The following is a 24,895-nucleotide window of genomic DNA, read 5'->3' as shown; positions in this document are numbered from 1 at the left end:
CGCCGGGCCGGTGTCCCGTTCGTCGCGGTCCTGCCCGTGTGGACCGGACCGCCGCCCGGTCATGGCGCCGTCCCCACGGCAGGCCTCGCCTCCGGTCCGGACCACCGGGCCGGTGCCGGGGTGGTGGCCGGTGCGGGAAGTCTGCGATCCAGCTCCGCGGTCCAGTACAGCATCGCCTTCGGCCGGTCCCAGCCGCACGCGCCGACCAGCTCGCCGGCCCGGACGAACCCGGTCACGCCGTCGGCGAGGCGCACGGTGTCCTCCGCGAGCGCGGGCAGTCCGATCGTCTGCAGCCGCACCTCGTACAGGCTCGACCACGCGCGGGGCAGCGGGGTGAACGGTCGCGCCTGGCCGCGGCCGGCCAGCAGGTTCTCCGCCGCCGCGCGCCCGCTCTCCACCGCGTTCAGCCAGTGCTCGACCCGCCGGGGTTCGTCGTCGAACCGCAGGTTCGGCCAGCGCGCGACGTCCCCGGCGACCACCACGTCCTCCGCGCCGGTGGCGAACAGTGTCGGTTCGCACAGCACCCCGTCGTCCAGCGTCAGGCCGGAGCCGCGCAGCCAGTCCACGGCGGGCACGCTGCCGATCGCGAGAACCACGCAGCTGGCGACCACGAGCTGGTTGTTCGTCAGGTGCAGGCCGAACGTCTCCTTGGTGCTGATCCAGTGCCGCACCGCGGTGTTCATGGCCAGCCCCGCCCGGTGCTGCCGGTGCAGTTCGGTCACCGAAGCCGCGATCCGCGGCCCGAAACGGTACAGCGGCGCGCGGGCGTGCCCGACGAGCGTGACGTCGCGGCCCATCTGGCGCATACTCGCGGCGAACTCGCAGCCGATCAGGCCACCGCCGATCACCACGGCCGCCTTGTTGCTCGCGGCCAGCGCCCTGCGGACCGCGGCCGCGTCCTCGGCGGTGCGCAGCACGCGTACCCGCGGGTCGTGCCGCGGCGAGCCGGGCAGATGCCGGGGCACCACGCCGGTGGCCACGACCAGGCCGTCGTACCACAGCTCCTCGCCACCGGGCAGGTGCACGACGTGCTGCGTGGTGTCCAGGTGGGTCGCGCGGGTGCCCAGCCGCCAGCGGGCGTCCAGCTCGGTGTAGGACTTGAGGGTCATGTCGACCGGCCGGGCCGCGCCGGTGATCAGCTGCTTGGACACCGACGGCCGGTGATACGGCCGCCGGGGCTCGTCTCCGATGAGCACCAGCTCGCCGTCGAAACCGAGCTCGCGCAGTCGTTCCGCCGCGCGGAGACCGGCGACACCGGCGCCCGCGATCACGATTCTGTCGCCGTCGCTCATCCGGGCACCCCGCGCACGACGATGGCCTGCATCGGGCAGCAGCGGGCGGCCGCGGCGGCGCGCTCGGCGTCCTCGTCGCTCACCCTGCGCCGGTAGCGCAGCCGCCCGTCCCGCCCGAGCTCGAACAACCCGGGCGCCTCCCATTCGCAGGTGCCGAAGCGTTCACAGCGGTCGTTGTCGACGCTGAGCCGCGGTCCGCCGCGGATCCGGTGCAGGGTCATCACACTTGCTCCTCGACGAGGCCGATCCGTTCCAGGATCTGAATGGGCAGGAACCGCAGGACGGCCAGCGTCACCGCCGGCACCAGCAGGGTGATGCCGCCGAGCCACAGCACCGAGAGCCGTCCGTTCGCGATGGCGCCCAACAGCGAATGCAGCACCAGCAGCGCGAAGGCCGGATAGGCGAGGCGATGCAGCCACAGCCAGCGCCGGTAGGACGTCCAGCGGAGCAGGCCGGCGGTCAGCGCGACGGCCAGCATCAGCTCCAGCCCGACGATTCCCATCGTGTGCCTGGCGAGGGTGCCGGGCATCAACGGAATGATCAGACGTGCCGCGCTGAACGTTCCCGCGGTGACGAAGACGAAGCCGATCGCGTGGACCACGCCGAAGGCGAGCGTGAGGGTGGCGAGTGCGATGTGGCCGCTGCGCATGGCCTTGCGCCCGCAGAGGTGGTGCACCCAGCCGGTCGCGGTGAGCACGCCCCAGCACAGCGTCAGGCACATGAACGCGTACGCCAGCCGCGCGGAGAAGGCGGCGACGTAGCGCAGTCCCTGGTCGGCCGCCGGCTGGGCGAGGTGGATCAGCGCCTCGGTGGCCCATCCGTCAGGCATGTGCCTTCTCCCCAGGTTCCGGGCCGGCCGCCGGTGGCGAGCCGGCCGCGTCCGTGCCCCGCGCCGCTCTGCGCCGGGGACCGCGGACCAGCCACAGCGACAGCAGCGTGGCGCCGCCGAGGAAGGTGGCGAGCACGACGATGAGGAAGATGTCGGTGGCCTCCATGTCCAGTGCGGCGCCCGCCGAGGTGGCCGAGGCGTCGAGTACGGGCGCGGGAAGCGCCTCGTAGTCGACCAGTCCCGTGCTCTCCAGCAGGTTGATGTGCCGCAGCACCGCGGTGTTCCCGGTGTTGGCGAACGCGCGCATCGTGTCGTTGCGGGTGCCCGCGCGCACGTTGGCGATGTAGGTGAGCACCTTGCCGTGTGCGAGGCGGAGCCGGTTGGCGAAGACCCGGTCGAACTCGGCGTCGCTGCCGGCGCCGCGCATCTCGCCGAGCCAGTCCTGCTGCTTGACCGTCGGCCGGTCGGGCAGCTCGACACCGAGCCGCTCGGCGACCGTCTTGGTCGCCGCGTCGAGCCTGCCGTGGTCGACGAGGATCGGCAGGCCGATCGAGCGGACGCGGGAGCTCTCGCCGCGAGTTCTGGCCCAGCTCGCCGCCGGCATCTCCCACAGGCCGGCCTGCCGCACCTTGACAAGCAGCTCGGCGTCGGTGTCCGCGACCGGGGCGCCTGCGTCCGGCGTTGCGAGGCCGGGGGTCGGCCGCGCCTTCCCGCCGTCGGGCGTGATCGGGAACCAGGTGCCGTCGATACCCTCGCCCGCCGTCTCGCCCGGCATCTCGTCGTCGGCGTACCGGTAGAGCGGCCAGCCCGCGAGCGTGAGCTGATCGGTGCCGTCCGACCGGGTCACCGAGCCGAGCAGCTCCTGCGCCATCCCGTCCGCCTGTGCCGTACCGGCCGCACGCACGGGCGGCCACCGCTCGGTACAGGCGCCGGTGCAGTTCGAGACAGGTGGGTCGGAACTGTCACGGTCGTATCGATAGAGTGCGAATCCCTTGTCGTCAACCACCATCCGGCCGATGTCGAACGCCTCGACACCGTGCAGCCGCTCTCCGGCCTGCTCCGTACCGCTCTGCGCGGTGGCCTGGATCTGTACCGTGCGGCCGGTGTCCGACGAGTAGTAACCGCCGTAGGAATTGCTGTCGTCGCAGGCCGCGGTGAGCGCGACTACGGCGATACCAGCGGCGAGGGACATGAGTGAGCGCCGTGCCGGCGTCATGAACTTCCTCCTGTCGGGGGCCAGGGGCGTGCGCCATCGCCATGGAAGTAGCTGTTCAAGGGCACAGTGGATCCACTGTGGACATGTTTGTCCATAGTGGAATTCGGGCGTTGCGGGGGACAACGCCTCGGTATGGCTTGTCGGGGTCTTCGGAGAGGGATACGGCGAAGGTTCGGTAACGGTTCAAAAAAAGATTCACGACGATGAGATCGACGTGGGTACTGGACGAACAAGCCGCGGCACCACAAGGATGTGTCCCGTGGGACGCCACAGCCGCACTCTCCAACCCGTCGCCGACCGAGCCATCGAGCCGAGCGGGCACGAAGACCTGGCCAAATCGCTTTACCAGGAATTCGGCAGGCCGCTGATGGCATTCACGCTCAACCTCACCGGTCACGACCGGCAGTGGGCCGAGGACGTCGTGCAGGAGACGCTGATCAGGGCGTGGCGCAACGCCGACAAACTGGACCGCGAGCCGGAGATGCTGCGTGCGTGGCTGCACACGGTGGCGCGGCGCATCGTCATCGACGGCTGGCGCAGCCGCCGGGCGCGCCCGCAGGAGGTCGAGGAGGCCGACGCCGACTCGGTCGGCGTGCCCGACGAGTCGGACCGCACGCTGGCCGCGATGGTGGTCTACGAGGCGCTGCGCAACCTTTCGCCCGAACAGCGTGAGGCCGTGTCGCAGACGTATTTGCGGGACCGGACCGTGAACGAGGTCGCGGCGACCCTCGGGGTGCCGCCGGGTACGGTCAAGTCGAGGATCTACCACGCGGTACGGGCACTGCGCCGCGCTCTGCAGGATCGGGGGTGAGCCGCACGATGGCCGGAGCCGCGCACACCGATGTGGCCGCGTACGTGCTCGGTGTGCTCGACGACGCCGAGAACGCCGTGTTCGAGGCGCATCTGCTGGACTGCCCGCACTGTCAGCTCGACCTACTCGAACTGCACGACCTGCCCGACGTGCTCGACCGGATCAGGCAGCGCTGGCCGGAACCTCCGGTGCCCGCGCCCGGACGCCAGGTGCTCGACGCGCTGCTCGACGAGGTGAGCGCCGCACGCCGCAGGCGCCGGCGCGCGGGGCGGCTCGCCGGCGTGGCCGCGGCATTGTTGATCCTGGCCGGCCCGCTGCTCACATTCGCCCTGCTGGCGCCGGAATCCGAGGACGGCAGGGCGGTGCCGCAAGCGCGCGGGCCGGAGCCGACGGCTGTGCAGGCACCGCGGACGGGCGCCGGCTCACCCGGGATGCCTGATCCGGAGCCTGCCGGCTCCGTCGACATGTTCGGACCCGATCCGGCGGGCGCCTCGGCCACCGCGAAGGTGACCGTGCACGACCGGGACTGGGGGAGCAGGGTCGATCTCCAGCTCGGTGGGATCGCGGGACCGCAACGCTGCCGGCTCGTGGCGGTCTCCCGGGACGGGGACACGCAGGTGGTCACCGGCTGGTCGGTGCCGGCGCCGGGCTACGGCGTGCCGGGTTCCCCGGAACCGCTGCGGATCTCCGGTGGCACGGCGCTGACGCCTGCCGATATCGAGCGGTTCGAGGTGCGTACCGACAGCGGCTCGCTACTCGCCACCGTCTCTCGGTGACCTGGCTTTATAACGTAAAGGTAACAGCCAGGTCGCTTTTTGAACTACCCGCGCCGTTCGCGCCGTATCCCTGAGTGCCGCAGTTAAGCCGGCCGGCGAACCCCCGGATCGCGATCTCGCCGGGTTCTCTTCCTTCGCCGAATCATCTGTAGCCGCCGCCTGGGTGGCCGGGTCTTGCTACCGCGATGCCGCCTGGGCAGAACGTGAACGAGGTGAGCAGTCAATGCCCCGAAACCAAGGGCGACATCGCGTAGCCCGCAGAACGAAGATCGCGACCGGAGCTCTCGGCCTCGCGCTTGCGGTCGGTGGTCTGGTCGTGACCACGACGGCCGGCGACCCCGGCCGGGCCGGTGCCGACGAGACGGACGGCTCGCTCTACGTCGACATCACGACCGTGCAGCCGAATGTCGACGAAGTGCCGCCGGGCGACGGCGCGTCGACGGGCACGTTCACCGTCGACTGCGGCCGCAACGAGGAGGGTCACTTCAACGCCGACAACTTCATCGCACAGCCGGGTGTCGACAACGGCGCCCAGCATGTGCACGACTATGTCGGCAATCTCTCCGCCAACTCCGACTCGAACAACGAGAGCCTGCTGGCCTCCGACACGACGTGCGGTAACGGTGACCGCTCGAGCTACTACTGGCCGGTGCTGCGCATCGATACCGGGAACCCCGAGAGCCCGGAGAACCCCGAGAGCCCCGAGAGCGCCGACGGTGGCAACCCGGCGAGTGCGCCGGAGGGCTGGGCCGCCGAGTCCCGGCGGAACGCGACGATGCGCTCGCAGGCCAAGCTGGACGCCCGCATGCCCCGCATCGAGTGCCCCGACGTCGTGACGGAGCTTCCCGACGTGCCCGATCCGGCGATGGGCGAGGTGAACCGGGAACTGGCGAACCTGGACGCCCAGGTGGCGCGGGCCGATCAGCGGCTGGACAGCGCCCGCGGTGAGGGCGGGCCGGACTTCGTCCGCAACGCGATCCTCGGCCCGCTGGCGGACCGGCGGGCGGCGACCATCGAGCGCATCGCGACCGCCATGAGCCGGTTCGGGCAGCGGATACGCGACCTCCGGGACCTGGCTCGCTGTGCCGAACGGGACACCGGTGACGACGGCCTCGACAACGGCCTCGACAACGGCGGCGAGAACAGCGAGGGGGACGACGGGCAGGACGACGAGTTCGCCGAGCCGGAGGGCGAGAACTTCGAGCTGCCCGGAAACGAGGGCGAGATCCAGCAGGCCGCGGACGTCGACCTGACCTTCCGTGGCAGTCCCGCCGGGGACGTTTCGGCGATGCCGCAGTTCCTGCGGGTGCTCACCGGTCAGGCCAAGCCGACCGCCAACGGCGACGAGCTGGCCAGGCCGTCGTTCACCTGCAGTGGTTTCACCGACCGGCTGATCGACGAGTACCCGATCTGTCCCGAAGGCAGCCAGGTGATGCGGGTGCACGACTTCCCGAGCTGCTGGGACGGGCAGAACATCGACAGCCCGAACCACCGGGACCACATCGTCTTTCCGGACGAGGAGACCGGGCAGTGCGCGGACGGGTTCACCGCCGTGCCACAGCTGCGCATCACCCTGACCTACGACATTCCCCGTGAGATCCAGGAAGCCGGACAGTACACAATCGACTCTTTCCCCGAGGAGAACAACAACCCGGCCTCCGATCACGACGACTTCGCCAACGTGATGTCGCAGGAGATCATGAACCGGGTCGTGAACTGCATCAACGGCGGCCAGAGATGCGAGGAATGACGGTCAGGTGGGGCGGGCCGGACGATGCCGTCGGTCGGAGTCCGGCCGAGTCGCTCATCCAGCGGAGAAGGGCCGATCAGCATGTCCTGTGCCTGGCACTCGCCCGGCGCCGGTTCGTCCACTCCGCCTTCCCGCGCCGACGAATGCGATCGGCACGGTCGGGGCGAAAAAGGTTGAACCGCGTCGTCCCGGCGCACGTGTGCTGGTTACCGGTCGTCCCGATGCCGCGGGACTCCCTACCACATAAGGAGAAACTCTGATGTCTCGCACGGGTCTCGCCGTCTCCGCGATGGCAGCCGCCGCCGGTCTGGGGCTGCTCGCCTCCTGCGGCTACGGCACCGATGACATTGGCGCTCCAGCTCCCGCCGCGGTCCAGCAGCAGGCACAGCCCGCCGAGCAGGCCAAGCTGGTGGCCGCGGAGGTCGGCGAGCTGGGGCAGGTGCTCACCGACCAGGACGGTAAGACACTTTATCGCTTCGCCGAGGACTCCGCCGATCCGCCGACGGCCACCTGCGAGGGTGACTGCGCGACCGCGTGGCCACCGCTGCTGGCCGAGGGCGAGGTGGCGGCAGAAGGTCTGGACCAGTCGCTCGTCGGCACGGTCAGCCGTTCCGACGGCACCCAGCAGGTGACCGTGAACGGCTGGCCGGTGTACCGCTTCGCCAAGGACACCGCACCCGGCCAGGCGCAGGGTCAGGGGGCCGACGACGCGTGGTCCGCGATCACCCCGGCCGGCGGCAAGGCGGGCGAGGGCGCGGCCGCGGTGAACACCACCGAGATCGCCGGGCTCGGCGAGGTCCTCGTCGACCAGGACGGCATGACGCTGTATCTGTTCAAAGAGGACAGCACCGAGCCGCCGGAGGCGACCTGCGAGGGCGATTGCGCGCAGACCTGGCCACCACTGCTCGCCGAGGGTGACGTGCAGATCGACGGTGTCGACCCGGCGCTGGTGAGCACGGTCGAACGCGCGGACGGCACGCGGCAGGTGACGGTCGGCAACTGGCCGGTGTACCGCTACGCCAAGGACACCGCGCCCGGTGACGCCACGGGGCACGGGGTCAAGGGCACCTGGTACGCGATGGAGCCTGCAGGCTGCGCGGTCTCGCCCGAGAAGAAGCCCGCCGAAGCGGCGGGCGAGGAAGCCGACAGCGGCTACGACTACTGAGCCACTGAGCGATTCCGGCTTCCGAGTCTCCGGCCCGGCGGGTGTTCCCACCTCACCGCACCCGCCGGGCCGGTCCCGCCCGCTCACGAGAAAGGCTGTCGGATGGCGGCGCTGTGGGCCAGACGAGAGGCAGCGGCCGACGAGGCGCTGATCCGCTCGCTCTACACCGAGCACGGCAAGGCCCTGCTCGCGTACACCACGCGGTTGACCGGTGATCGCGCCGCCGCGGAGGACGTCGTGCAGGAGACGCTCGTCCGCGCGTGGCGGCGGCCCGACGCGCTGCTCAACGGCAGGGGATCGGTGCGCGGCTGGCTGCTGACGGTGGCCCGCAACATCGTCACCGACCGGTACCGGGCGAAGGCGGCGCGGCCGTGCGAGGTCGCCGAGTCACCGCACACCCCGCCCGTGCAGTTCGATCACGCCGACTCGGTCGTGGACTCGGTGGTGGTGCTGGACGCGCTGGCCCGGCTCAGCCCCGAGCACCGCGACGTGCTGACCGAGATCTACTTCCGTGGCCGCAGTGTCAACGAGGCCGCGCGAAATCTCGGCGTACCCGCCGGAACGGTGAAGTCACGCTCGTACCACGCTCTGCGTGCGCTGCGGCAGACCTTCACCGGCGGGCGGCTCGCGGTGCGGGAGGTGGCCGGATGACCACAGGACACGACACGCGTTCACTCGGTGCCTACGTGCTCGGGGCGCTGGACCGGCAGGAGGTACCCGCCGTGGAGCGGCACCTGGCTTCGTGTCCGCGGTGCCGGGCGGAGCTGGACGAGCTGTGCGCCACGCGCGCGCTGCTCGGCGAGGTTCCTCCCGAGGCACTGCTGGAGGGGCCACCGGACGGGGGTGAGCTGCTGTTGCGGCGCGCGCTGCGGACGGTCCGGGCTGGCCGGGCGGGTCGTGGCGGCCGGTCCCGGCGGGTGGGTGCCGGTGTGGCCGCGGCCGTGGTCGCCGCCGTGCTCGCCGGCGGCGGGGCGGTGCTCGGCTACAGCGTCGCGCCGGGGGTGCTCGCGCAGCAGGAGACGCCCGCAGGGCGAGCCGGGTCGGCGACCGATCCCGGCACCGGCGCCGCCATGACCGTCTCGGTGCGGCCGGCCGCGGGCTGGGTACGGCTGCATGCATCGGTCGCCGGGATCGAGGCGGGGCAGCGGTGCCGCCTCGTCGTGGTGGCGGCCGACGGGACCCGCACGGACGCCGGCAGCTGGCTGGTCTCCGGTGACGGCGCGCAGGAGGGCACCGAGCTGGACGGTGCCGCCGTCGTCGCGCCGGCCGACGTGGTCGCCGTCGAGGTGCGGAACTTCGCGGGCCGCAGGCTCGTCGCCGTGCCCCTCGCCTGAGCACCCGCGAGTCCCCCGTTACGGGCATGAACGCAGGACTCGCGCCGCGGGGCGTACAGAGAATTCTCAGGAATGTGTGGCACCGTGGCGACGTGCGTGTATTGGTAGTTGAGGACGAGGAGCCGCTGGCCGACGCGATCGCGCGCGGGCTGCGCCGTGAGGGCATGGCGGTCGACGTCGCGTTCAACGGCGACGACGGCCACGAGAAGGCGGCCGTCACACGCTATGACGTCGTGCTGCTCGACCGGGATCTGCCCGGCATGTCCGGTGACGAGCTGTGCCGGGAGATCGTGTCCTCGGGCGAGCTCACCAGAGTGCTGATGCTGACCGCGAGCGGCGCCGTCGCGGACCGGGTCGAGGGGCTGTCCCTCGGTGCGGACGACTATCTGGCGAAGCCGTTCGCCTTCCCCGAACTGGTGGCGCGGGTACGCGCACTCGGCAGGCGGGCGACCCCGCCGGCGCCGCCGCTGCTCACCGCCGGCGACGTCGAACTCGACCCCGGCAAGCGGACCGTGCACCGCGCCGGCGAGCCGGTCGAGCTCACCCGCAAGGAGTTCGGCGTGCTTGAGGTACTGCTCTCCGCCGGGGGCGCCGTGGTCAGCAGCGAGGACCTGCTCGAACGGGTGTGGGACGAGAACGCCGATCCCTTCACCACCACGGTGCGGGTCACCGTGATGACACTGCGCAAGAAGCTCGGTGAGCCGGGCATCATCGAGACCGTGGTCGGCTCGGGCTACCGGGTACCGGGTGCCGGCTCGCGCAACAGGTGAACCGCCGCGCCGGGCTCCCGGTGCGCAGCCTGCGCGCCCGCATCACCCTGCTCGCCACCCTGCTCGCCGCCGCCGTGAGTCTGGTGCTGCTGTGGCTCGCGTGGAAGCTGGTCGGTGACTCGGTGGCGGCGGTGCCGCAGATGCCGCCCGGCACGACGGTGCGGGTCGACGGCGTCGACGTCGAGGCGTCCGCGCTGGCCGCGCACCTGCGGGAGCACGCCAGGCAGCGGGTGCTCATCGCGGGTGCCGCCGCGTTCTTCTTCGTCGTCGCGGCCACCGGCATCCTCGCGTGGACGCTCACCTCCCGCGTACTGCGGCCGCTGCGCGAGATTACCGGCACCGCGCGTCGGCTTTCGGTGGAGTCGATGGGCCAGCGGATCGGGGACATCACGACGAAGGGGGAGCTGGCCGAGCTGGCCGGCACCTTCGACGCGATGCTCGACCGGCTCCAGGCCGCTTTCGAGGCGCAGCGGCACTTCGTGGCCAACGCCAGCCACGAGCTGCGGACCCCGCTGTCGGTGATCCGCACGGAGCTGGACGTGACGCTGGCGGACGAGGACGCCGACCAGGCCGAGCTGCGGCGGATGGCCGCGGTGGTGCGTGACGCGACCGAACGCGCCGAGCGGCTCGTCGGGTCGCTGCTGCTGCTCGCGCGCACCGACGGCACGGGACTCGCGGCGGCCGAACCGGTCGATCTCGCCGTGCTGGCCGACAGCGCCTGGCGGGCAGTGCGCGCCGAGGCCGCGGAGCGCGGCTTGCGCACGGATTTCCACACCGAGCCCGCTCGTACGACCGGGGATCCGGCGCTGCTGGAACGGGTGGCCGGCAACCTGCTGGAGAACGCGGTGCGGCACAACGTCACGGGCGGCTGGATCGAGGTGACCACCGGCGCGGACGACCGCTGGGCGGTGCTGCGGGTCCGCTCGGCGGGCGGGCTGATCGACCCCGCGGCGGTCTCCGAGCTGTTCGAGCCTTTCCGCCGGGCGGGGGTGGCCCGCACGGCGCGGTCGGGGGCCGGGCTCGGGCTGTCCATCGTGCGGGCCGCGGTGCAGGCGCACGACGGTTCCGTCGCCGCGGAGCCGGTGGTGGGTGGCGGCCTTTCGGTAACCGTGCGCCTGCCGGCCGGCGGGTGAGCGGATACGGTCGGGGCATGGATCCGACGGTTGAGCTGAACAACGGTGTGCGCATGCCCCGGCTGGGTTTCGGCGTCTACAAGATCCCCGACGCGGAGGTCGAGCGCGCGGTGCACACGGCGTTCGAGGCCGGGTACCGCAGCATCGACACCGCGACGCTGTACCGCAACGAGCGGGGCGTCGGCGCCGCCGTGGCCAGCTCGGGGCTGCCGCGCGAGGAGGTCTTCGTCACCACCAAGCTCTGGAACACCGAGCACGGCTACGACGAGGCGCTCCGGGCCTTCGACGCGAGCCTGCGGGAGCTGGCGCTCGACTACGTCGACCTGTACCTGATCCACTGGCCGGTGCCGAGCAGGGACCGCTACGTCGAGACGTGGCGCGCCTTCGAGAAGATCATCTCGGACGGCCGGGCGCGTGCCATCGGGGTGTCGAATTTCCAGGTGCCGCACCTGCAGCGCCTGCTTGACGAGACCGGCACGATTCCCGCGGTCAACCAGATCGAGCTGCATCCCCGGCTGCAGCAGCCGGAGCTGCGCGGCTTCCACGAGCGGCACGGGATCGTGACCGAGGCGTGGAGCCCGCTCGCGCGCGGCGGCGACCTGTTGCGGGACGAGGTCGTGGAGACGGTCTCCCGCAAGCACGGCAAGACGCCCGCACAGGTGGTCCTGCGGTGGCACCTGGAGATGGGCCACGTGGTGATCCCGAAGTCGGTGACGCCCGAGCGGATCGCGGAGAACATCGACGTGTTCGACTTCGAACTGGACTCGCACGACATCGCCGGGCTGGCCACGCTGGAGGTCGGCGACCGGATCGGGCCGCATCCGGACACGCTCGCGTAGCACCGAGCGCTTCATTGCGCTACAGTTGTGCTATGACTGCGGAAACCATCGGCCAGCGTGAGCTCCGCAATGACAACGCGGAGATCATGCGGCGGGTCGAGGCGGGGGAGAGCTTCACCGTCACCCGGCACGGCAGGCCGGTCGCCGACCTCGTGCCGCACCGCCGCACGTGGCACATGCCGCGATACACCCTCGCCGAGGTGCGGGCCGAGTTCGGTGACCTGCCTCCGGTGGACGGTGCGCGGTGGCGCAGCGAGCGGGCCGAGGACGACGCGGTCTTCGGGCCGGACGAGCCCGGGGATCCGTGGTCGCGGCGGTGACCGGCCCGGCGGAGGTGCTGCTCGACACCTGTGCCGTCATCGACCTGGAACGGCTCGACCTGGGCTCGCTCGCCGACGCGCGGCCGCTCGTCAGCGCCGTCACCATCGCCGAGCTCGCGTACGGGCTCGACGTCGATGACCCGATCGAGCGGTCGGCCAGGACCGAGCGGTACTACGCGGCGCTGCGGCGGTTCGAGGTCGTACCGTTCGACGCCGCGGCGGCGAAAGTCTACGGCACGATGGCGGCGCTGGTGCGCCGTGCCGGGCGCAGCCCGCGGCCACGCAGGCTGGACCTGCAGATCGCCGCAACGGCGGCGGCGAACGGGCTGCCACTACTCACCGGCAACGCCGCCGACTTCACTGGCCTCGACCGGCTGCTGGACGTCATTTCCGTATAACGACCTATACGGCACGGCGTCGGGTCGCCCGGCCTGCGCCGGACGGCCGGGCGACCCCCCGAACGGCTCAGGCCGCGGGGACCGAGGCCACCCCCGGCGCCAGGAACGGCTTACCGTTGACCTTCTCGGACACGCCGGACCGGTCGAGGTACGGCGTGATGCCGCCGAGCCAGAACGGCCAGCCCGCGCCGAGGATCAGGCACAGGTCGATGTCCTGCGCCTCCGAGACCACGCCCTCGTCGAGCATGATCCGCGCCTCCTCGGCGATGGCCGAAAGCGCACGCTCGCGCACCTGCTCCGCCGACGACGGTGCGTCCCCCTGCCGCCAGAGCTCGGCGACCTCGGGATCGACCTGCTGGTTGCCCTTGTCGTCCCAGGTCCAGACCGCGCTCTTGCCCGCATCGACGAAGCGTTTCAGGTTCTCGCTCACGCCGTAGCGGTCGGGGAAGGCCGTGTGCATCGTCTCCGCGACGTGCAGCGCGACCGGGGGGCCGACGAGCTGGAGGAGCGTGAGCGGGGACATCGGCAGGCCGAGCGGGTCGAGTGCGGAGTCCGCGACCTCGAACGGGGTGCCCTCGTCGACCGTCGCGAGGACCTCGCCGAGGAAACGCGTGAGCAGCCGGTTCACCACGAACGCGGGCGCGTCCTTCACCAGCACGCACGACTTCTTCAGGTCCTTGCCCACCGCGAACGCGGTCGCCAGCGTCTCGTCGTCGGTCCGCTCCCCGCGCACGACCTCCACCAGCGGGAGCACGGCGACCGGGTTGAAGAAGTGGAAGCCGACGACCCGCTCCGGGTGCCGCAGCTCGGCCGCCATGTCCGTGATCGAGAGCGAGGAGGTGTTGGTGGCCAGCACGGCCTCCGCGGCGACGTGCTGCTCGACCTCCGCGAAGACCTGCCGCTTGACGCCGAGGTCCTCGAACACCGCCTCGATCACGAAGTCGGCGTCGGCGAAGGCCGCCTTGTCCAGCGTTCCGGACACCAGCGCCTTCAGCCGGTTCGCCTCGTCCGGTGAGATCCGCTGCTTCCCCAGCAGCCTGTCGACCTCTTCGTGCACATAGGACACACCCTGGTCGACACGTTCCTGGTCCACATCGGTCAGCACCACCGGTACCTGGAGCCTGCGCACGAACAGCGCGCCGAGCTGGCTGGCCATCAGCCCCGCGCCGACGATGCCGACCTTGCCCACCTCGCGCGCCAGCGACTTGTCCGGCGCGCCGACCGGCCGCTTCGCGCGCTTGTTCACGAGGTTGAACGAGTACAGACCGGCCCGCAGCGGGTCGGTCATCAGCACGTCCGCCAGCGCCTCGGACTCCGCCGTGTAGCCGGTGTCGAGGTCGGCGGTGCGGGCCAGTTCGAGCAGCTCGACCGCCTTGTTCGCCCCCGGCGAGGCCCCCTTGGTCTTGCCGTCGACGATCGCCTTCGCGCGGCCGATCGCGGCGTCCCACTCCTCGCCCCGGTCGATCGCGCGGCGCCGCGGCGTGTGCTCGCCACGCACCACCTTCGCCAGCCAGCGCAGGGACTCCTCGAGGAAGTCGGCGGAGCCGAACAGCTCGTCGGTGATGCCGAGCTCGGCCGCCTGTGCCGGCTTGAGCATCTTGTTCTGGTTCAGCGCGTTCTCGATGATGACGGTCACGGCCGCGTCCGGGCCGATCAGGTTCGGCAGCAGCTGCGTGCCGCCCCAGCCGGGGAACAGCCCCAGGAACACCTCGGGGAACGAGATGGCGGCGGTGTTGTCGGACAGGGTCCGGTAGTGGCACGACAGCGCGAGTTCGAGCCCGCCGCCCATCACCGCGCCGTTGACGAACGCGAACGTCGGGATGTCCGACTCGGTGAACCTACGGAACACGTCGTGGCCGCTCTGCGCGATCTGCGCGGCCAGATCCCGGCTCGCGATCTGCTCGACGCCGTCCAGGTCGGCGCCCACGGCGAAGACGAACGGCTTGCCGGTGACCGCGATCGCGGCGGGGGCGGCGGCGAACGCCTCGTCCAGCGCCGCGTTCAGGCTCACCAGGCCCTGCGGGCCGAAGGTGGAGGGACGGGTGTGGTCGTGGCCGTTGTCGATGGTGATCAGCGCGACCGGCTTGTCCAGTCCGGGCACGGACACCAGCCGGTTCGTCGCCCGCGTCACCACCTCGTCGGGAAAGGCCGTCTTTGCCTGTTCTGCGGAAATCACTTGTTGCCCTCCCAAGCGGGGTTCTCCCAGATGACCGTGCCGCCCATGCCGATGCCGACGCACATCGTCGTCATGCCGTAGCGGACGTCGGGGCGCTCGGCGAACTGGCGGGAGAGCTGGGTCATCAGGCGGACGCCGGACGAGGCGAGCGGGTGGCCGCACGCGATCGCGCCGCCCCACGGGTTGACCCGCTCGTCGTTCTCGGAGATGCCGAAGTGGTCGAGGAACGCGAGCACCTGGACCGCGAACGCCTCGTTGATCTCGAACAGGCCGATGTCCGAGATGGACAGGCCGGTGCGGGCGAGTGCCTGCTCGGTGGCCGGCACGGGACCGACACCCATGACCTCGGGGTCGACACCGGCGAACGAGTAGCCCACCAGCCGCATGCCGACGGGCAGGCCGAGCTCGCGGGCCGTGTCCTCGCCGGCGAGGATCGCGCCGGTCGCGCCGTCGTTGAGGCCGGCCGCGTTGCCCGCGGTGATCCGGCCGTGCGGGCGGAACGGCGTCTTCAACCCGGCGAGCTGCTCGACCGTCGTACCGGGGCGGGGCTGCTCGTCCTCGGTGGCCAGTCCCCAGCCCAGCTCCGCCGAGCGGATGGCGACCGGCACGAGCTCCGGCCCGATCTTGCCTGCCTTGACGGCGTCGGCGAACCGCTCCTGGCTGCGGGCGGCGTAGGCGTCGGTGCGCTGCCTGGTGATCTCGGGGAAGCGGTCGTGCAGGTTCTCCGCGGTCCGGCCCATCACGAGTGCCGACGGGTCCACCAGCTTGTCGGCGAGGAACCGGGGGTTCGGGTCCACGCCCTCGCCCATCGGGTGGTGGCCCATGTGTTCCACGCCGCCGGCGATCACGACGTCGTAGGCGCCGAAGCCGATGCCGCCCGCGGTGGTGGTGACGGCCGTCATCGCCCCCGCGCACATCCGGTCGATGGCGAAGCCCGGCACGGACTTCGGCAGGCCGGCCAGCAGCGCGGCGGTACGGCCGATGGTGAGGCCCTGGTCGCCGGTCTGCGTGGTGGCGGCGATCGCGACGTCGCCGACCCGCTCCGGTGGCAGCTCCGGGTGCCTGCGCAGCAGCTCGCGGATGACCTTGACGACCAGGTCGTCGGCCCGGGTGTCGGCGTACATGCCCTTGTCGCCTGCCTTGCCGAACGGGGTTCGGACCCCTTCGACGAAGGCCACGTTGCGCACCGCCCGCGCGGTCGGCGCGGCCGGTGTTGCGGGTGTGGCCACGAGGTGCTCCTTCGAACGAACGGAAGAATCTTTGAGGTCCGCACGATAGCCCTGGTTACTGGTCGGTAACCAGGGTGGTGGCTCTGTCAGGTGGCTCACAGCGAGCGGACTCGTGGGTGTTTTGCCCGGTCCGCCCACGGCTAAACCCGCAGGAGCGGGTCAGGCGGTGGTGTGCAGTGCCTTGCTGAGCTCGGTGGCGGTGAGCTCGATCTGCCACGGCCGGGCCCCGCCCTCGCGCAGCACCTCGGCGACGCCCTCCGGGGAAAGGTCCTCGGGCGGACGCCAGCAGGTGCGCCGGAGCAGGTCGGGCAGCAGCAGGTTCTCGGTGGGCAGCCTGTGCCGCTCGGCGATGCGGGCCAGGGTCGCCCGCGCGGCGGCCAGCCGTGCCGCGGCGTCCGGGTCCTTGTCCGCCCACCGGTTGGCCGGGGGAGGACCGTCGTTGCCGACGGCCGGACTCGGCAGCTCGGTCGCGGGCAGTGACTTGGCCGCCTGCAGGTGCCGCAGCCAGTTGCCGGTGTACCGCCGCTGCACGCGGCCGCCGAACACCGGCAGCGCCTGCAGATCGGCGACCGTGCGGGGATCGGCGAGCACGGCGTTGACGATCGCACTGTCCGGCAGTACCCGGCTCGGCGCGCGGTCGCGCTTGCGGGCCAGCTCGTCGCGTGCCTCCCACAGCGCGCGCACGGCGGCCAGCCCGCGGGCGGTGCGAACCTTGTGGATACCCGACGTGCGGCGCCACGGCTCCGTGCGGGGCGGCGCGGGCGGAGCGGTGCGGACCGCCTCGAACTCCTGGTGGGCCCACTCCAGCTTGCCCTGCGCGGCCAGCTCGGCCTCCAGCTTCTCCCGCAGCGGGATGAGCAGCTCGACGTCGAGGGCGGCGTAGTTGAGCCACGAGGTGGGCAGTGGCCGCTTCGACCAGTCGGCGGCGCTGTGCCCCTTCTCCAGCCGGTAGCCGAGCAGCAGCTCGACGAGGGTGCCGAGCGCGACGCGCTCGTAGCCGGCGAGCCTGCCGGCGAGCTCGGTGTCGAAAAGGGCGGCGGGACGGAGCTCCAGCTCGTCGAGGCAGGGCAGGTCCTGGGAGGCGGCGTGCAGCACCCATTCGGCCTCGCCCAGCACGGCCGCGAGCGGTTCCAGCCGGCCCTCGAGTGGAACCGGGTCGACGAGCATGGTGCCGGCGCCCTCGCGGCGTACCTGGATGAGGTAGGCCTTCGGCCAGTACCGGTAGCCGGAAGCCCGTTCGGTGTCCACGGCGATCGAGCCGGTGCCGGCCGCCAGCCGCTCGCACGCGTCGTGCAGCGCCTGCACATCCGCGATGACCGGCGGGGTGCCGTCGGCGGGTTCCGTCAGTGGTTCGGGCGGTGTGGGCGCGGTCTCCGCCGGTGCCTCGGGGCCACGATCTGCGGTTTCCACGAGAATGGACCCTACGGGACGGACTTACCGCGCCTGGTCAGGCCGCCCCGTAGGGACACTCGTCGCTAGCGGATCACCCCGGCACGCATGGCCAGTGCGACCATCTGTGCCCGGTCACCGGTGCCGAGCTTGCGGCCGATCCGCGACAGGTGGGACTTCACCGTGAGCGCGGAGAGGCTGAGCTCCTCACCGATCTCCTTGTTGGACTGGCCGTCGGCCACGAGCTGCAGTACCTCGACCTCGCGCGCCGAGAGCTCGCGCGGGGTGTTGTCGGTGCCTGCCACCCTGGTGCCGGTGGCCAGTACGGGCGCCACGCTCGGATCGGCGTAGACACCGCCCTCGAGCACCCTGCGCACGCCGTCGGTGACGACCACCGGCGACGCGGACTTGAGCAGGTATGCCTGGGCGCCCGCCTGGAAAGCGGACCGTACGGCGTACGGATCATCGGACGACGCAAGCACCACCACACGTGGCCAGCCGTTGCTACGGAGCTCCGTAACCAGCTCGATGCCACTGCCGTCCGGCAGGCCGAGATCGAGGATCGCGAGGTCGCACGGCCCGGTGGCCGTCGCCCTTGCTCTCGCCTCGGCCACCGTGGCGGCCTCGTGTACCGTGCCTGCGCCCATTTGTGCTAGTCGTGCGGCAATTGCCTCCCTCAGCAGCGGGTGGTCGTCGACCACCAGCACGGAGAACAACTCTTCCCGCGGATGCGGAACCATGCTCGCCGGCAACGCGCCGGCTGGCGTGGATCGGACGGCCTGAGAAAAGCCGACGGCAGCCACGTCACTACCTCCCTGGAGTCGGTCGTGCCCCCCGACCGGCACCGGGACTTTCGGCCAATCAGCCGCGCCAGCTTTAGACCGAAAGTGGTGTCGTCGGATGCACTCTAGCCGCCCAAGTGGGTCAGTGGGGGGATCAAATAGGTATCTATACCGATCGGGTAGTTACTCACTGCCGATTGCGTAGCACGATCGGGTTATTACACGCGCCGTGGCTAACGGATCGCACAGCGTCCACGATGAAGTAAGGTTATCGGTTTTGTTCAGGGCGTGCAGATGGTCCGTGCAGATGCGCCGAGCCGTGCCGCAGCGGGTGCGAACCGTGGACGAGAAGGGCGTCAGGCTCCGCCGAGTAGGCAGGAGTATGCCTCCTGGGTGACGTGCCGCCCCGACCGGGGGAAGTCAGCAGCCCTGCCGCTGCTCGAACAACGTCACCCCGACCGGGGGAAGCCCGACCACGCTCGACATCACCTGGCAGAACGCCTCGCCGTGCGGCCGCAGTGCCGTGGTGGTGGGTGTCCAGGACGCGCGTAGCTCCAGGTCGTCGGTGCGGGCGGGCCCCGAGATGTCACCGAAGCGGGCCGAGGACGTCTCGGTGACCGTGCCGCCGAGCGCGGTCACCGCCGCGCCCGACGTCTCCAGCGCATCGGTCAGCCACGACCAGCCGACGGCGGGCAGGAAAGGGTCGGCCGCCAGTTCGCGGTCCAGTTCGGCGCGGACGTAGACGACCAGCCGGAACACCCCCTGCCACGACTCCGGGCCGTCCGGATCGTGCAGCAGGACCAGCCGGCCCGAGGCCGCCACGTCCGCCGGGCCGGTGACCTCGCAGCCGAGCGCGTACGACCACGGGGCGAGGCGCTGCGGTGCCCGGATCGGTTCCAGGGTCACCTCGGGCCGGGGCCGCACGGATTGCAGCGCCGCGACGGCGTCGCGGAACAGATCGGGCGCCTGCGTCATGGCGGTCACCGCCCGACTGTAAGCCGCGACCCGGCCGGTACGGGCGCAGACGCGCCGGGGAACGTGCCGCCGCCGGGCGTGGCACGATAACGATGATGACAACGTCCGTCCCGCCGTCCTCCCCGCCGCCGACCCGGCCGCAGGCCCGGCGCGAACTCACCGACGCGCCGTTCCTCGCCGCCGCCCGGGGTGACCGTCCCGCCCGGCTACCCGTCTGGTTCATGCGCCAGGCCGGGCGCTCCCTGCCCGAGTACCGCGAGCTGCGCGAGGGTGTGCCGATGCTCCGCGCCTGCCTGGACCCGGAGATGCTCGCCGAGATCACCCTGCAGCCGGTCCGGCGGCACGGAGTGGACGCCGCGATCCTGTTCAGCGACATCGTGGTGCCGTTGTACGCCGCCGGCCTCGACATCGACATCGTGCCCGGGACGGGACCGGTGGTCGGCTCGCCCATCCGCTCGGCCGCCGGGGTCGCGGCCCTGCCGACACTCGAACCCGGCCAGGTGTCGGCCGTGGCCGACGGCGTGCGCCTGCTGACCGACCGGCTCGGCGACGTGCCGCTGATCGGCTTCGCGGGCGCGCCGTTCACCCTGGCCTCCTACCTCATCGAGGGCGGGCCGAGCCGCAACCACGAGCACACCAAGGCGCTCATGCACGCCGAGCCGGAGCTGTGGCACACGCTGGCCGACCGGCTCGCCGACATCGCGCTGGGCTTCCTGCGCGCGCAGCTCGACGCCGGGGTGGACGCGATCCAGCTTTTCGACTCCTGGGCCGGTGCGCTCTCCCCCCGCGACTACCGCGAGTTCGTCCTGCCGCATTCGGCGAAGGTGCTGGCGGGCGCCGGGCAGTACGGCGTCCCGCGCATCCACTTCGGCGTCGGCACCGGCGAGCTGCTGACCGCGATGCGGGACGCGGGCGCCGATGTCGTCGGCGTCGACTGGCGGGTGCCGCTCGATCTGGCCGCGCGCAGGCTGACCCTGCCCGACGGCCCGCCGCCGGTCCTGCAGGGCAACCTCGACCCGGCACTGCTGATGGCCTCGTGGCCGGTGGTCGAGGCGGAGGTGCGCCGCATCGCCGCCGAGGGCCGCGCCGCGGCCGGGCACATCTTCAACCTCGGACATGGGGTGCTGCCGGGAACCGACCCGGCGATGCTCACGCGTGTCGTGGAGCTGGTGCATTCGCTGTGACCGAACCGGCACCGAGGCGGGTCGCCGTCGTCGGAGGCGGTGTCTCCGCGCTTGTCGCCGCCTACCGCCTGCGCCGTGAGCTCGGCGGCGACGCCGTGCTCACGGTCTGCGAGGCCACCGGCGAACTCGGCGGAAAGCTCCGCACCACCGAGCTCGCCGGCCTGCCCGTCGACACGGGCGCCGAGGCGTTCCTCGCCCGCAGGCCCGAAGCCGTCGCGCTGGCCACCGAGCTGGGCCTCGGCGGCCAGCTGACGCATCCCACGGCCGCCCGCGCGACCGTCCGGGCGGGCGGGCGGACACGGCCGCTGCCCAGGCGGACCGTCATGGGCGTGCCCGCGGCGCCGGACGCGGTTGCCGAGGTGCTCTCCGCCGAGGGCGGCCAGGCGGTCGCGGCGGAGGCCCGGAAGCCGGGCCTGACGCTGCCGGACGGCGACGTCGCGCTCGGCGCGCTGCTGCGGGAACGCTTCGGCGACGAACTGGTGGATCGGCTCGTCGATCCTCTCCTCGGCGGCGTCTACGCCGGTGGTGCGGACGGCCTCGGCCTGCGCGCGACAATGCCCGGGCTCGCGGCGGCGGTGGACTCCGGGGCGGGCTCGCTCACCGCGGCCGCCGCGGGCCTGCTGCCCCCGGAGCCGGGCGCGGAGCCGGTGTTCGCGACCCTGACCGGTGGCCTCGGCTCGCTCGTCGAGGCGCTGGTCGAGCACGCCGCACCGGAGCTCCGGCTCGGCGTCCCGGTACGGGCGCTCGACCGGCTGCCCGGCGGCGGCTGGCGGCTCACGTTCGGCGCCGCGGCACCGGCGCACGCGCCCGAGGAAGCGGAGCTCGATGCCGATGCCGTGGTGCTCGCGGTGCCGGCCCCCGCGGCGAGCCGCCTGCTCGCGGGCGTGGTGCCCGCCGCGTCGGCGGCGCTCGCGGAGGTGGAGCTCGCGTCGATGGCCGTCGTCACGCTCGCCCTGCCGCCGGGAACCGCGCTGCCGGACGCCTCCGGTGTGCTGATCGGCGCGGGGGAGCGGTACGACGACGGCACGCCGTTCACGGCCAAGGCGTTCACCTTCTCCGCCCGCAAGTGGGCCCACCATGCGCGCGCGGGCGCTCCCGTGGTGCTGCGCGGTTCGGTGGGCCGCTTCGGGGAGAACGAAGCACTGCGGTTCGGTGACGACGAACTGGCCCGCCTGGTTCGTGCCGACCTCGCCGAGCTGACCGGCGTCACGGCCGAACCGGTGGCGACGCTGGTGACCCGCTGGGGCGGCGGGCTCCCGCAGTACGGCCCGGGGCACCTCGAACGCGTCGCTCGCGTCGAACGAGCCGTCGCCACGGTTCCGGGCCTGGCGGTCGCGGGCGCGGCACTGCACGGCGTGGGCGTCCCGGCCTGCATCGCGACCGCGGAGGCGGCCGCTCTCCGGCTGGTGGGACGATAGGGGCATGGCGCGCCTGAACTACCAAGAACTCAACGACACCATCCGCTACACCGCGTGGTCGGTGTTCCGGGTCGAGCCCGGCAGGCTCCCCGAGGACCGCGGCCCCGCCGGCAGGGAGACCGAGGAGTACCTGGACGCGCTGGAGGGCAAGGGCGTCGTCGTGCGCGGGGTGTACGACGTGGCCGGCCTGCGGGCCGACGCCGACTACCTGATCTGGTGGCACGCCGAGGAGGTCGAGCAGGTCCAGGCCGCCTACACCGGCTTCCGCCGCACCCCGCTCGGCCGCGTGTCCACGCCCGTGTGGAGCCAGTTCGCGCTGCACCGGCCCGCGGAGTTCAACAAGAGCCACGTGCCCGCCTTCCTCGCCGGTGAAGAGCCGCGCAAGTACGTGTGCGTGTACCCGTTCGTGCGTTCCTACGAGTGGTACCTGCTGCCGGACGACGAGCGCCGCAAGATGCTCGCCGACCACGGCAAGGAGGCCCGCGACTACCCGGACGTGCGGGCGAACACCGTGGCGTCGTTCGCGCTCGGCGACTACGAGTGGATCCTCGCGTTCGAGGCCGACGAGCTGCACCGGATCGTGGACCTGATGCGTCACCTGCGCGGCACCGAGGCGCGCAGGCACGTCCGCGAGGAGATCCCGTTCTACACCGGCACCCGGGTTCCGCCCGCCGAGCTGGTGCTGAACCTCCCGTGACGTGTGCGCAGCTCACGGCTCGTGAGTGCGCACACGAGTTAGAACTCGCGTGCGCACTCACGAGCGGGCAGGCGCTTACGAGTCGGCAGGCACCAGGTGCAGCGCGACCGAGTTGATGCAGTACCGCTGGTCGGTGGGCGTGTCATAGCCCTCACCCTCGAACACGTGCCCGAGGTGGCTGTGGCAGGCGGCGCACAGCACCTCGACCCGCACCATGCCCATCGTGCGGTCCTCGCGCAGCACCACCGCGTCGGAGTCCGCCGGATCGTAGAACGACGGCCAGCCGCAGTGGCTCTCGAACTTCGTGTCGCTGCGGAACAGTTCGGCACCGCAGGCCCGGCACTCGTACACGCCGGTGGTCCTGGTGTCGGTGTACTCGCCGGTGAAGGGGCGTTCCGTGCCCGCCTCACGGAGCACCGCGTACTCCTCGGGGGCGAGCTGTTCCCGCCATTCCTGCTCGGACTTCACGACGCGGGGGGTCGTTCCGGCCTGGGAATCCATGTCTCCAGGCTACCTCGCCAGCCAGGCCAGCACGTTGCCGAGCGTGTCCCAGGCCGTCACCAGAACGCCGATGAGGATCAGGCAGACCACGGCAGCCGCCACCCACCAGCGCAGCCCGCCCGCGCGGTTGCTGGACTCCGCGAACTCGCCCACCCTGCGGATCGACGCCTCGACGGTGAAGCCCGGCTCGCAGCGCTGCATGCGATCCAGGTGCGCGGCGAACTCCTGGGCCTCCGGATCGTGGGGGTCCAGCCCGACGAGGTCCTCGTCGAAGCGAGGGTTGTGTGGCGCGCCCGCGTTGTCGGCCATACCTCAACGGTAAGGCATGCGGCGCTCGGATGGGCCGCGCCGTACTGAGCCGGTCAGTGCCGGTCAGTGCGGTCAGCCGGGCAGCTTCGTGTCGGAGTCGATGAGGAGCTGACCGTCGGAGTCGATCACGCGGAGGGTGACCTGCTGGGAACCCACGGTGGCACGGATGTCGACCGAGCCGTCCTCGTTGTTCGCGTGCTTGTAGGCGACCGCGTTCTCCGCGTAGACGGGCTGCCGCGACTGCCAGTAGCTCGCGAACTCGTCCTGGGAGCCGTAGACCGACTTGGCGGCGTCCGTCAGCATGTTCCAGCCCTCGGGCGTGCCCGCGGCCGCGTAGAAGTCGATGACCCGGTTACCCGCGGGGCCCCACTGCACCGTGTCTCCGGAGCTTTCCGTCTGGCCTGGTTCACCGGCCGCCGAGGAGCTGGGCGGGTTCTGTGACGCCGAGATCGACGGCGAGTCGTCGCCCGCGGCGCCAGGGTCCGGGTCGTCGCCGCCCGAGTTGAGCGCGATCACCACTACCGCCGCGACGATGAGCACCACCGCGCCGATCGCGCCGAACACGAGCGGCTTGCGTCTCCCGGACGTGCCGCTGCCGCCGCCACCGTTGCCGCTGTTGCCGCCGCTGCCGACACTGCCGTTCGCCGCCGGAGGCGGGGTCGGCGGGAAGTTGGTGGTCGGTGTGCGTGGCGGGGGCTCGCTGCGCCGCCACGGAGCCACGGCTGCGGGCTGGGGGCCGCCGTGGGCCAGCGGGGGAGACACCCGGGTGGCGGCGGGTCCCTGCCCGTTGCCGTCACCGGCCGCGAGGGCGGCGAGCCGGTCGCGGGCCTCGCTCATCGTCGGCCGCTCGTCCGGGTCCACCCGCAGCAGGCTCATCAGCAGCGCGGTCGCCGATCCGGCCCGGGTCGGCGGGTTCACCTTGCCACTCGCCGCGGCGTAGAGCAGCGCGAGCTGGTTCGTGCTGTCGCCGTAGGGCGGCACGCCCTCGATCGCGTGGTACAGGGTGGCACCCAGGGCGAAGACGTCGGAGCTCGGTGCGGGGTCCGCACCCCTGGCGAGCTCGGGGGCCAGGTAGGCGGGGGTGCCGCCGATGAGGCCGGTCTGGGTGAGAGTGAGGTCACCGGTGGCGCGGGAGATCCCGAAGTCGGTGATCTTCGTGGTGCCGTTGTCGTCGATGAGGATGTTGCCGGGCTTGATGTCGCGGTGCACGATGCCCGCCCGGTGCGCGGCGACGAGCGCGGCCGCCGCCTGCTCGCCGATCCGCGCGATCTCGGGCACGGCGAGCGTGCCCCGTTCAGCGAGGATCGCCGAGAGGCTTCGCGAGGGCAGGTACTCCATGACCAGACACGGGTCGCCGGCGTGCTCGGCGATGTCGAACACGACGATCGCGTTGGGGTGCTGGAAACGCGCCGCGTTCTTCGCCTCGCGCATCGCCCGCTGGCGGACGTTGTCGCGCTCGGACTCGGACAGTCCCGGTTGCGCCAGGATCTGTTTCACCGCGACGGAACGTTCCAGACGTTCGTCGATGGCTCGCCAGACGATGCCCATCGCGCCACTGCCGATGTGCTCGACGAGGCGATAGTGCCCTGCGATCAACTGGCC

General features: G+C 71.8%; 26 protein-coding genes. 14 read left to right on the top strand and 12 right to left on the bottom strand.

Features of this window, described 5'->3' with window-relative positions:
* Window positions 1-59: 59 nt before the first annotated feature.
* Genes JAP66_RS11790 through JAP66_RS32095 form a run of 4 tightly spaced genes read right to left on the bottom strand, consistent with a single transcriptional unit; the run spans window position 60 to window position 3,337 of the window.
* The gene (locus tag JAP66_RS11790) at window positions 60-1,292 is read right to left on the bottom strand and encodes an NAD(P)/FAD-dependent oxidoreductase (protein ID WP_199431721.1); all 1,233 of its coding nucleotides are present in this window, start codon (window positions 1,290-1,292) and stop codon (window positions 60-62) included.
* On the bottom strand, window positions 1,289-1,513 hold the full coding sequence (locus tag JAP66_RS11785) for a ferredoxin (protein WP_199431720.1): 225 nt from the start codon (window positions 1,511-1,513) through the stop codon (window positions 1,289-1,291). Before JAP66_RS11785 ends, JAP66_RS11790 begins: the two co-directional genes overlap by 4 nt.
* On the bottom strand, window positions 1,513-2,121 hold the full coding sequence (locus tag JAP66_RS11780; RefSeq protein ID WP_199431719.1) for a ferric reductase-like transmembrane domain-containing protein: 609 nt from the start codon (window positions 2,119-2,121) through the stop codon (window positions 1,513-1,515). The genes JAP66_RS11785 and JAP66_RS11780 overlap by 1 nt, the downstream gene beginning before the upstream one ends.
* The gene (locus tag JAP66_RS32095) at window positions 2,114-3,337 is read right to left on the bottom strand and encodes a DUF4142 domain-containing protein (protein ID WP_235998951.1); all 1,224 of its coding nucleotides are present in this window, start codon (window positions 3,335-3,337) and stop codon (window positions 2,114-2,116) included. The genes JAP66_RS11780 and JAP66_RS32095 overlap by 8 nt, the downstream gene beginning before the upstream one ends.
* 259 nt (window positions 3,338-3,596) lie before the next feature.
* On the opposite strand from JAP66_RS32095, the gene JAP66_RS11770 reads away from it, so the two are divergent.
* From JAP66_RS11770 to JAP66_RS11720, 11 genes are all read left to right on the top strand, one after another.
* Window positions 3,597-4,148 (top strand): sigma-70 family RNA polymerase sigma factor, encoded by a 552-nt coding sequence (locus JAP66_RS11770; protein ID WP_307849532.1) that lies wholly within the window; start codon window positions 3,597-3,599, stop codon window positions 4,146-4,148.
* Complete coding sequence (locus tag JAP66_RS11765) at window positions 4,145-4,924, top strand: anti-sigma factor family protein (RefSeq protein WP_307849531.1); 780 nt, start codon at window positions 4,145-4,147, stop codon at window positions 4,922-4,924. Before JAP66_RS11770 ends, JAP66_RS11765 begins: the two co-directional genes overlap by 4 nt.
* Before the next feature lie 223 nt (window positions 4,925-5,147).
* The gene (locus JAP66_RS11760) at window positions 5,148-6,674 is read left to right on the top strand and encodes a DUF1996 domain-containing protein (protein ID WP_199431717.1); all 1,527 of its coding nucleotides are present in this window, start codon (window positions 5,148-5,150) and stop codon (window positions 6,672-6,674) included.
* Between the two features lie 259 nt (window positions 6,675-6,933).
* Window positions 6,934-7,839 carry an SCO0930 family lipoprotein gene (locus JAP66_RS11755; protein ID WP_199431716.1) on the top strand — a complete coding sequence of 302 codons (906 nt, stop codon included), beginning with the start codon at window positions 6,934-6,936 and terminating at the stop codon, window positions 7,837-7,839.
* Between the two features lie 102 nt (window positions 7,840-7,941).
* Window positions 7,942-8,490, top strand: a complete 549-nt coding sequence (locus JAP66_RS11750; protein WP_199431715.1) for a sigma-70 family RNA polymerase sigma factor — start codon at window positions 7,942-7,944, stop codon at window positions 8,488-8,490.
* Window positions 8,487-9,173: an anti-sigma factor family protein gene (locus JAP66_RS11745; protein ID WP_199431714.1), complete on the top strand. Its 687-nt coding sequence runs from the start codon at window positions 8,487-8,489 to the stop codon at window positions 9,171-9,173. The genes JAP66_RS11750 and JAP66_RS11745 overlap by 4 nt, the downstream gene beginning before the upstream one ends.
* A 92-nt stretch (window positions 9,174-9,265) precedes the next feature.
* A complete protein-coding gene (locus JAP66_RS11740; protein WP_199431713.1) occupies window positions 9,266-9,943 on the top strand; it encodes a response regulator transcription factor in 678 nt (225 codons plus the stop codon).
* Window positions 9,940-11,076, top strand: coding sequence for a sensor histidine kinase (locus JAP66_RS11735; RefSeq protein ID WP_199431712.1), 1,137 nt, complete (start codon window positions 9,940-9,942; stop codon window positions 11,074-11,076). The genes JAP66_RS11740 and JAP66_RS11735 overlap by 4 nt, the downstream gene beginning before the upstream one ends.
* A 17-nt stretch (window positions 11,077-11,093) precedes the next feature.
* Window positions 11,094-11,915, top strand: coding sequence for an aldo/keto reductase (locus JAP66_RS11730; protein ID WP_199431711.1), 822 nt, complete (start codon window positions 11,094-11,096; stop codon window positions 11,913-11,915).
* Window positions 11,916-11,947: 32 nt separating this feature from the next.
* Complete coding sequence (locus tag JAP66_RS11725; RefSeq protein WP_199431710.1) at window positions 11,948-12,235, top strand: type II toxin-antitoxin system Phd/YefM family antitoxin; 288 nt, start codon at window positions 11,948-11,950, stop codon at window positions 12,233-12,235.
* The gene (locus tag JAP66_RS11720; RefSeq protein ID WP_199431709.1) at window positions 12,232-12,633 is read left to right on the top strand and encodes a type II toxin-antitoxin system VapC family toxin; all 402 of its coding nucleotides are present in this window, start codon (window positions 12,232-12,234) and stop codon (window positions 12,631-12,633) included. Before JAP66_RS11725 ends, JAP66_RS11720 begins: the two co-directional genes overlap by 4 nt.
* A 67-nt stretch (window positions 12,634-12,700) precedes the next feature.
* Here JAP66_RS11720 and JAP66_RS11715 read toward each other — a convergent pair whose 3' ends face one another.
* The 5 genes from JAP66_RS11715 to JAP66_RS11695 form a co-directional block, all read right to left on the bottom strand.
* Window positions 12,701-14,809, bottom strand: a complete 2,109-nt coding sequence (locus JAP66_RS11715; RefSeq protein ID WP_199431708.1) for a 3-hydroxyacyl-CoA dehydrogenase NAD-binding domain-containing protein — start codon at window positions 14,807-14,809, stop codon at window positions 12,701-12,703.
* On the bottom strand, window positions 14,806-15,996 hold the full coding sequence (locus JAP66_RS11710; protein WP_199432011.1) for a thiolase family protein: 1,191 nt from the start codon (window positions 15,994-15,996) through the stop codon (window positions 14,806-14,808). The genes JAP66_RS11715 and JAP66_RS11710 overlap by 4 nt, the downstream gene beginning before the upstream one ends.
* A gap of 201 nt (window positions 15,997-16,197) precedes the next feature.
* Window positions 16,198-17,448, bottom strand: a complete 1,251-nt coding sequence (locus JAP66_RS11705; protein ID WP_199431707.1) for an HRDC domain-containing protein — start codon at window positions 17,446-17,448, stop codon at window positions 16,198-16,200.
* 65 nt (window positions 17,449-17,513) lie between these two features.
* A complete protein-coding gene (locus JAP66_RS11700; protein ID WP_199431706.1) occupies window positions 17,514-18,230 on the bottom strand; it encodes a response regulator in 717 nt (238 codons plus the stop codon).
* Window positions 18,231-18,629: 399 nt separating this feature from the next.
* Window positions 18,630-19,193 carry a DUF3000 domain-containing protein gene (locus JAP66_RS11695; RefSeq protein WP_199431705.1) on the bottom strand — a complete coding sequence of 188 codons (564 nt, stop codon included), beginning with the start codon at window positions 19,191-19,193 and terminating at the stop codon, window positions 18,630-18,632.
* A gap of 83 nt (window positions 19,194-19,276) precedes the next feature.
* Here JAP66_RS11695 and hemE point away from each other — a divergent pair, with 83 nt between their 5' ends.
* Genes hemE through hemQ form a run of 3 tightly spaced genes read left to right on the top strand, consistent with a single transcriptional unit; the run spans window position 19,277 to window position 22,483 of the window.
* Window positions 19,277-20,368 carry a uroporphyrinogen decarboxylase gene (gene hemE / locus JAP66_RS11690; protein ID WP_372448958.1) on the top strand — a complete coding sequence of 364 codons (1,092 nt, stop codon included), beginning with the start codon at window positions 19,277-19,279 and terminating at the stop codon, window positions 20,366-20,368.
* The gene (hemG, locus tag JAP66_RS11685; RefSeq protein ID WP_199431703.1) at window positions 20,365-21,786 is read left to right on the top strand and encodes a protoporphyrinogen oxidase; all 1,422 of its coding nucleotides are present in this window, start codon (window positions 20,365-20,367) and stop codon (window positions 21,784-21,786) included. Before hemE ends, hemG begins: the two co-directional genes overlap by 4 nt.
* Before the next feature lie 4 nt (window positions 21,787-21,790).
* Window positions 21,791-22,483: a hydrogen peroxide-dependent heme synthase gene (hemQ, locus tag JAP66_RS11680; RefSeq protein WP_199431702.1), complete on the top strand. Its 693-nt coding sequence runs from the start codon at window positions 21,791-21,793 to the stop codon at window positions 22,481-22,483.
* 75 nt (window positions 22,484-22,558) lie between these two features.
* On the opposite strand, the gene msrB is transcribed toward hemQ, so the two are convergent.
* The 3 genes from msrB to JAP66_RS11665 form a co-directional block, all read right to left on the bottom strand.
* Window positions 22,559-22,984, bottom strand: coding sequence for a peptide-methionine (R)-S-oxide reductase MsrB (gene msrB / locus JAP66_RS11675; protein ID WP_199431701.1), 426 nt, complete (start codon window positions 22,982-22,984; stop codon window positions 22,559-22,561).
* A 9-nt stretch (window positions 22,985-22,993) separates the two neighbouring features.
* Window positions 22,994-23,293: a hypothetical protein gene (locus tag JAP66_RS11670; RefSeq protein ID WP_199431700.1), complete on the bottom strand. Its 300-nt coding sequence runs from the start codon at window positions 23,291-23,293 to the stop codon at window positions 22,994-22,996.
* A 72-nt stretch (window positions 23,294-23,365) separates the two neighbouring features.
* Window positions 23,366-24,889: a serine/threonine-protein kinase gene (locus JAP66_RS11665; protein ID WP_199431699.1), complete on the bottom strand. Its 1,524-nt coding sequence runs from the start codon at window positions 24,887-24,889 to the stop codon at window positions 23,366-23,368.
* Window positions 24,890-24,895 lie beyond the last annotated feature (6 nt).

It is taken from the genome of Qaidamihabitans albus (assembly GCF_016464705.1).
In the GTDB taxonomy this organism is placed as follows: Bacteria; Actinomycetota; Actinomycetes; order Mycobacteriales; family Pseudonocardiaceae; genus Qaidamihabitans; species Qaidamihabitans albus.
Note: the sequence above shows the minus strand (reverse complement) of the source record. Positions and strands in the feature narration are given on the sequence as shown.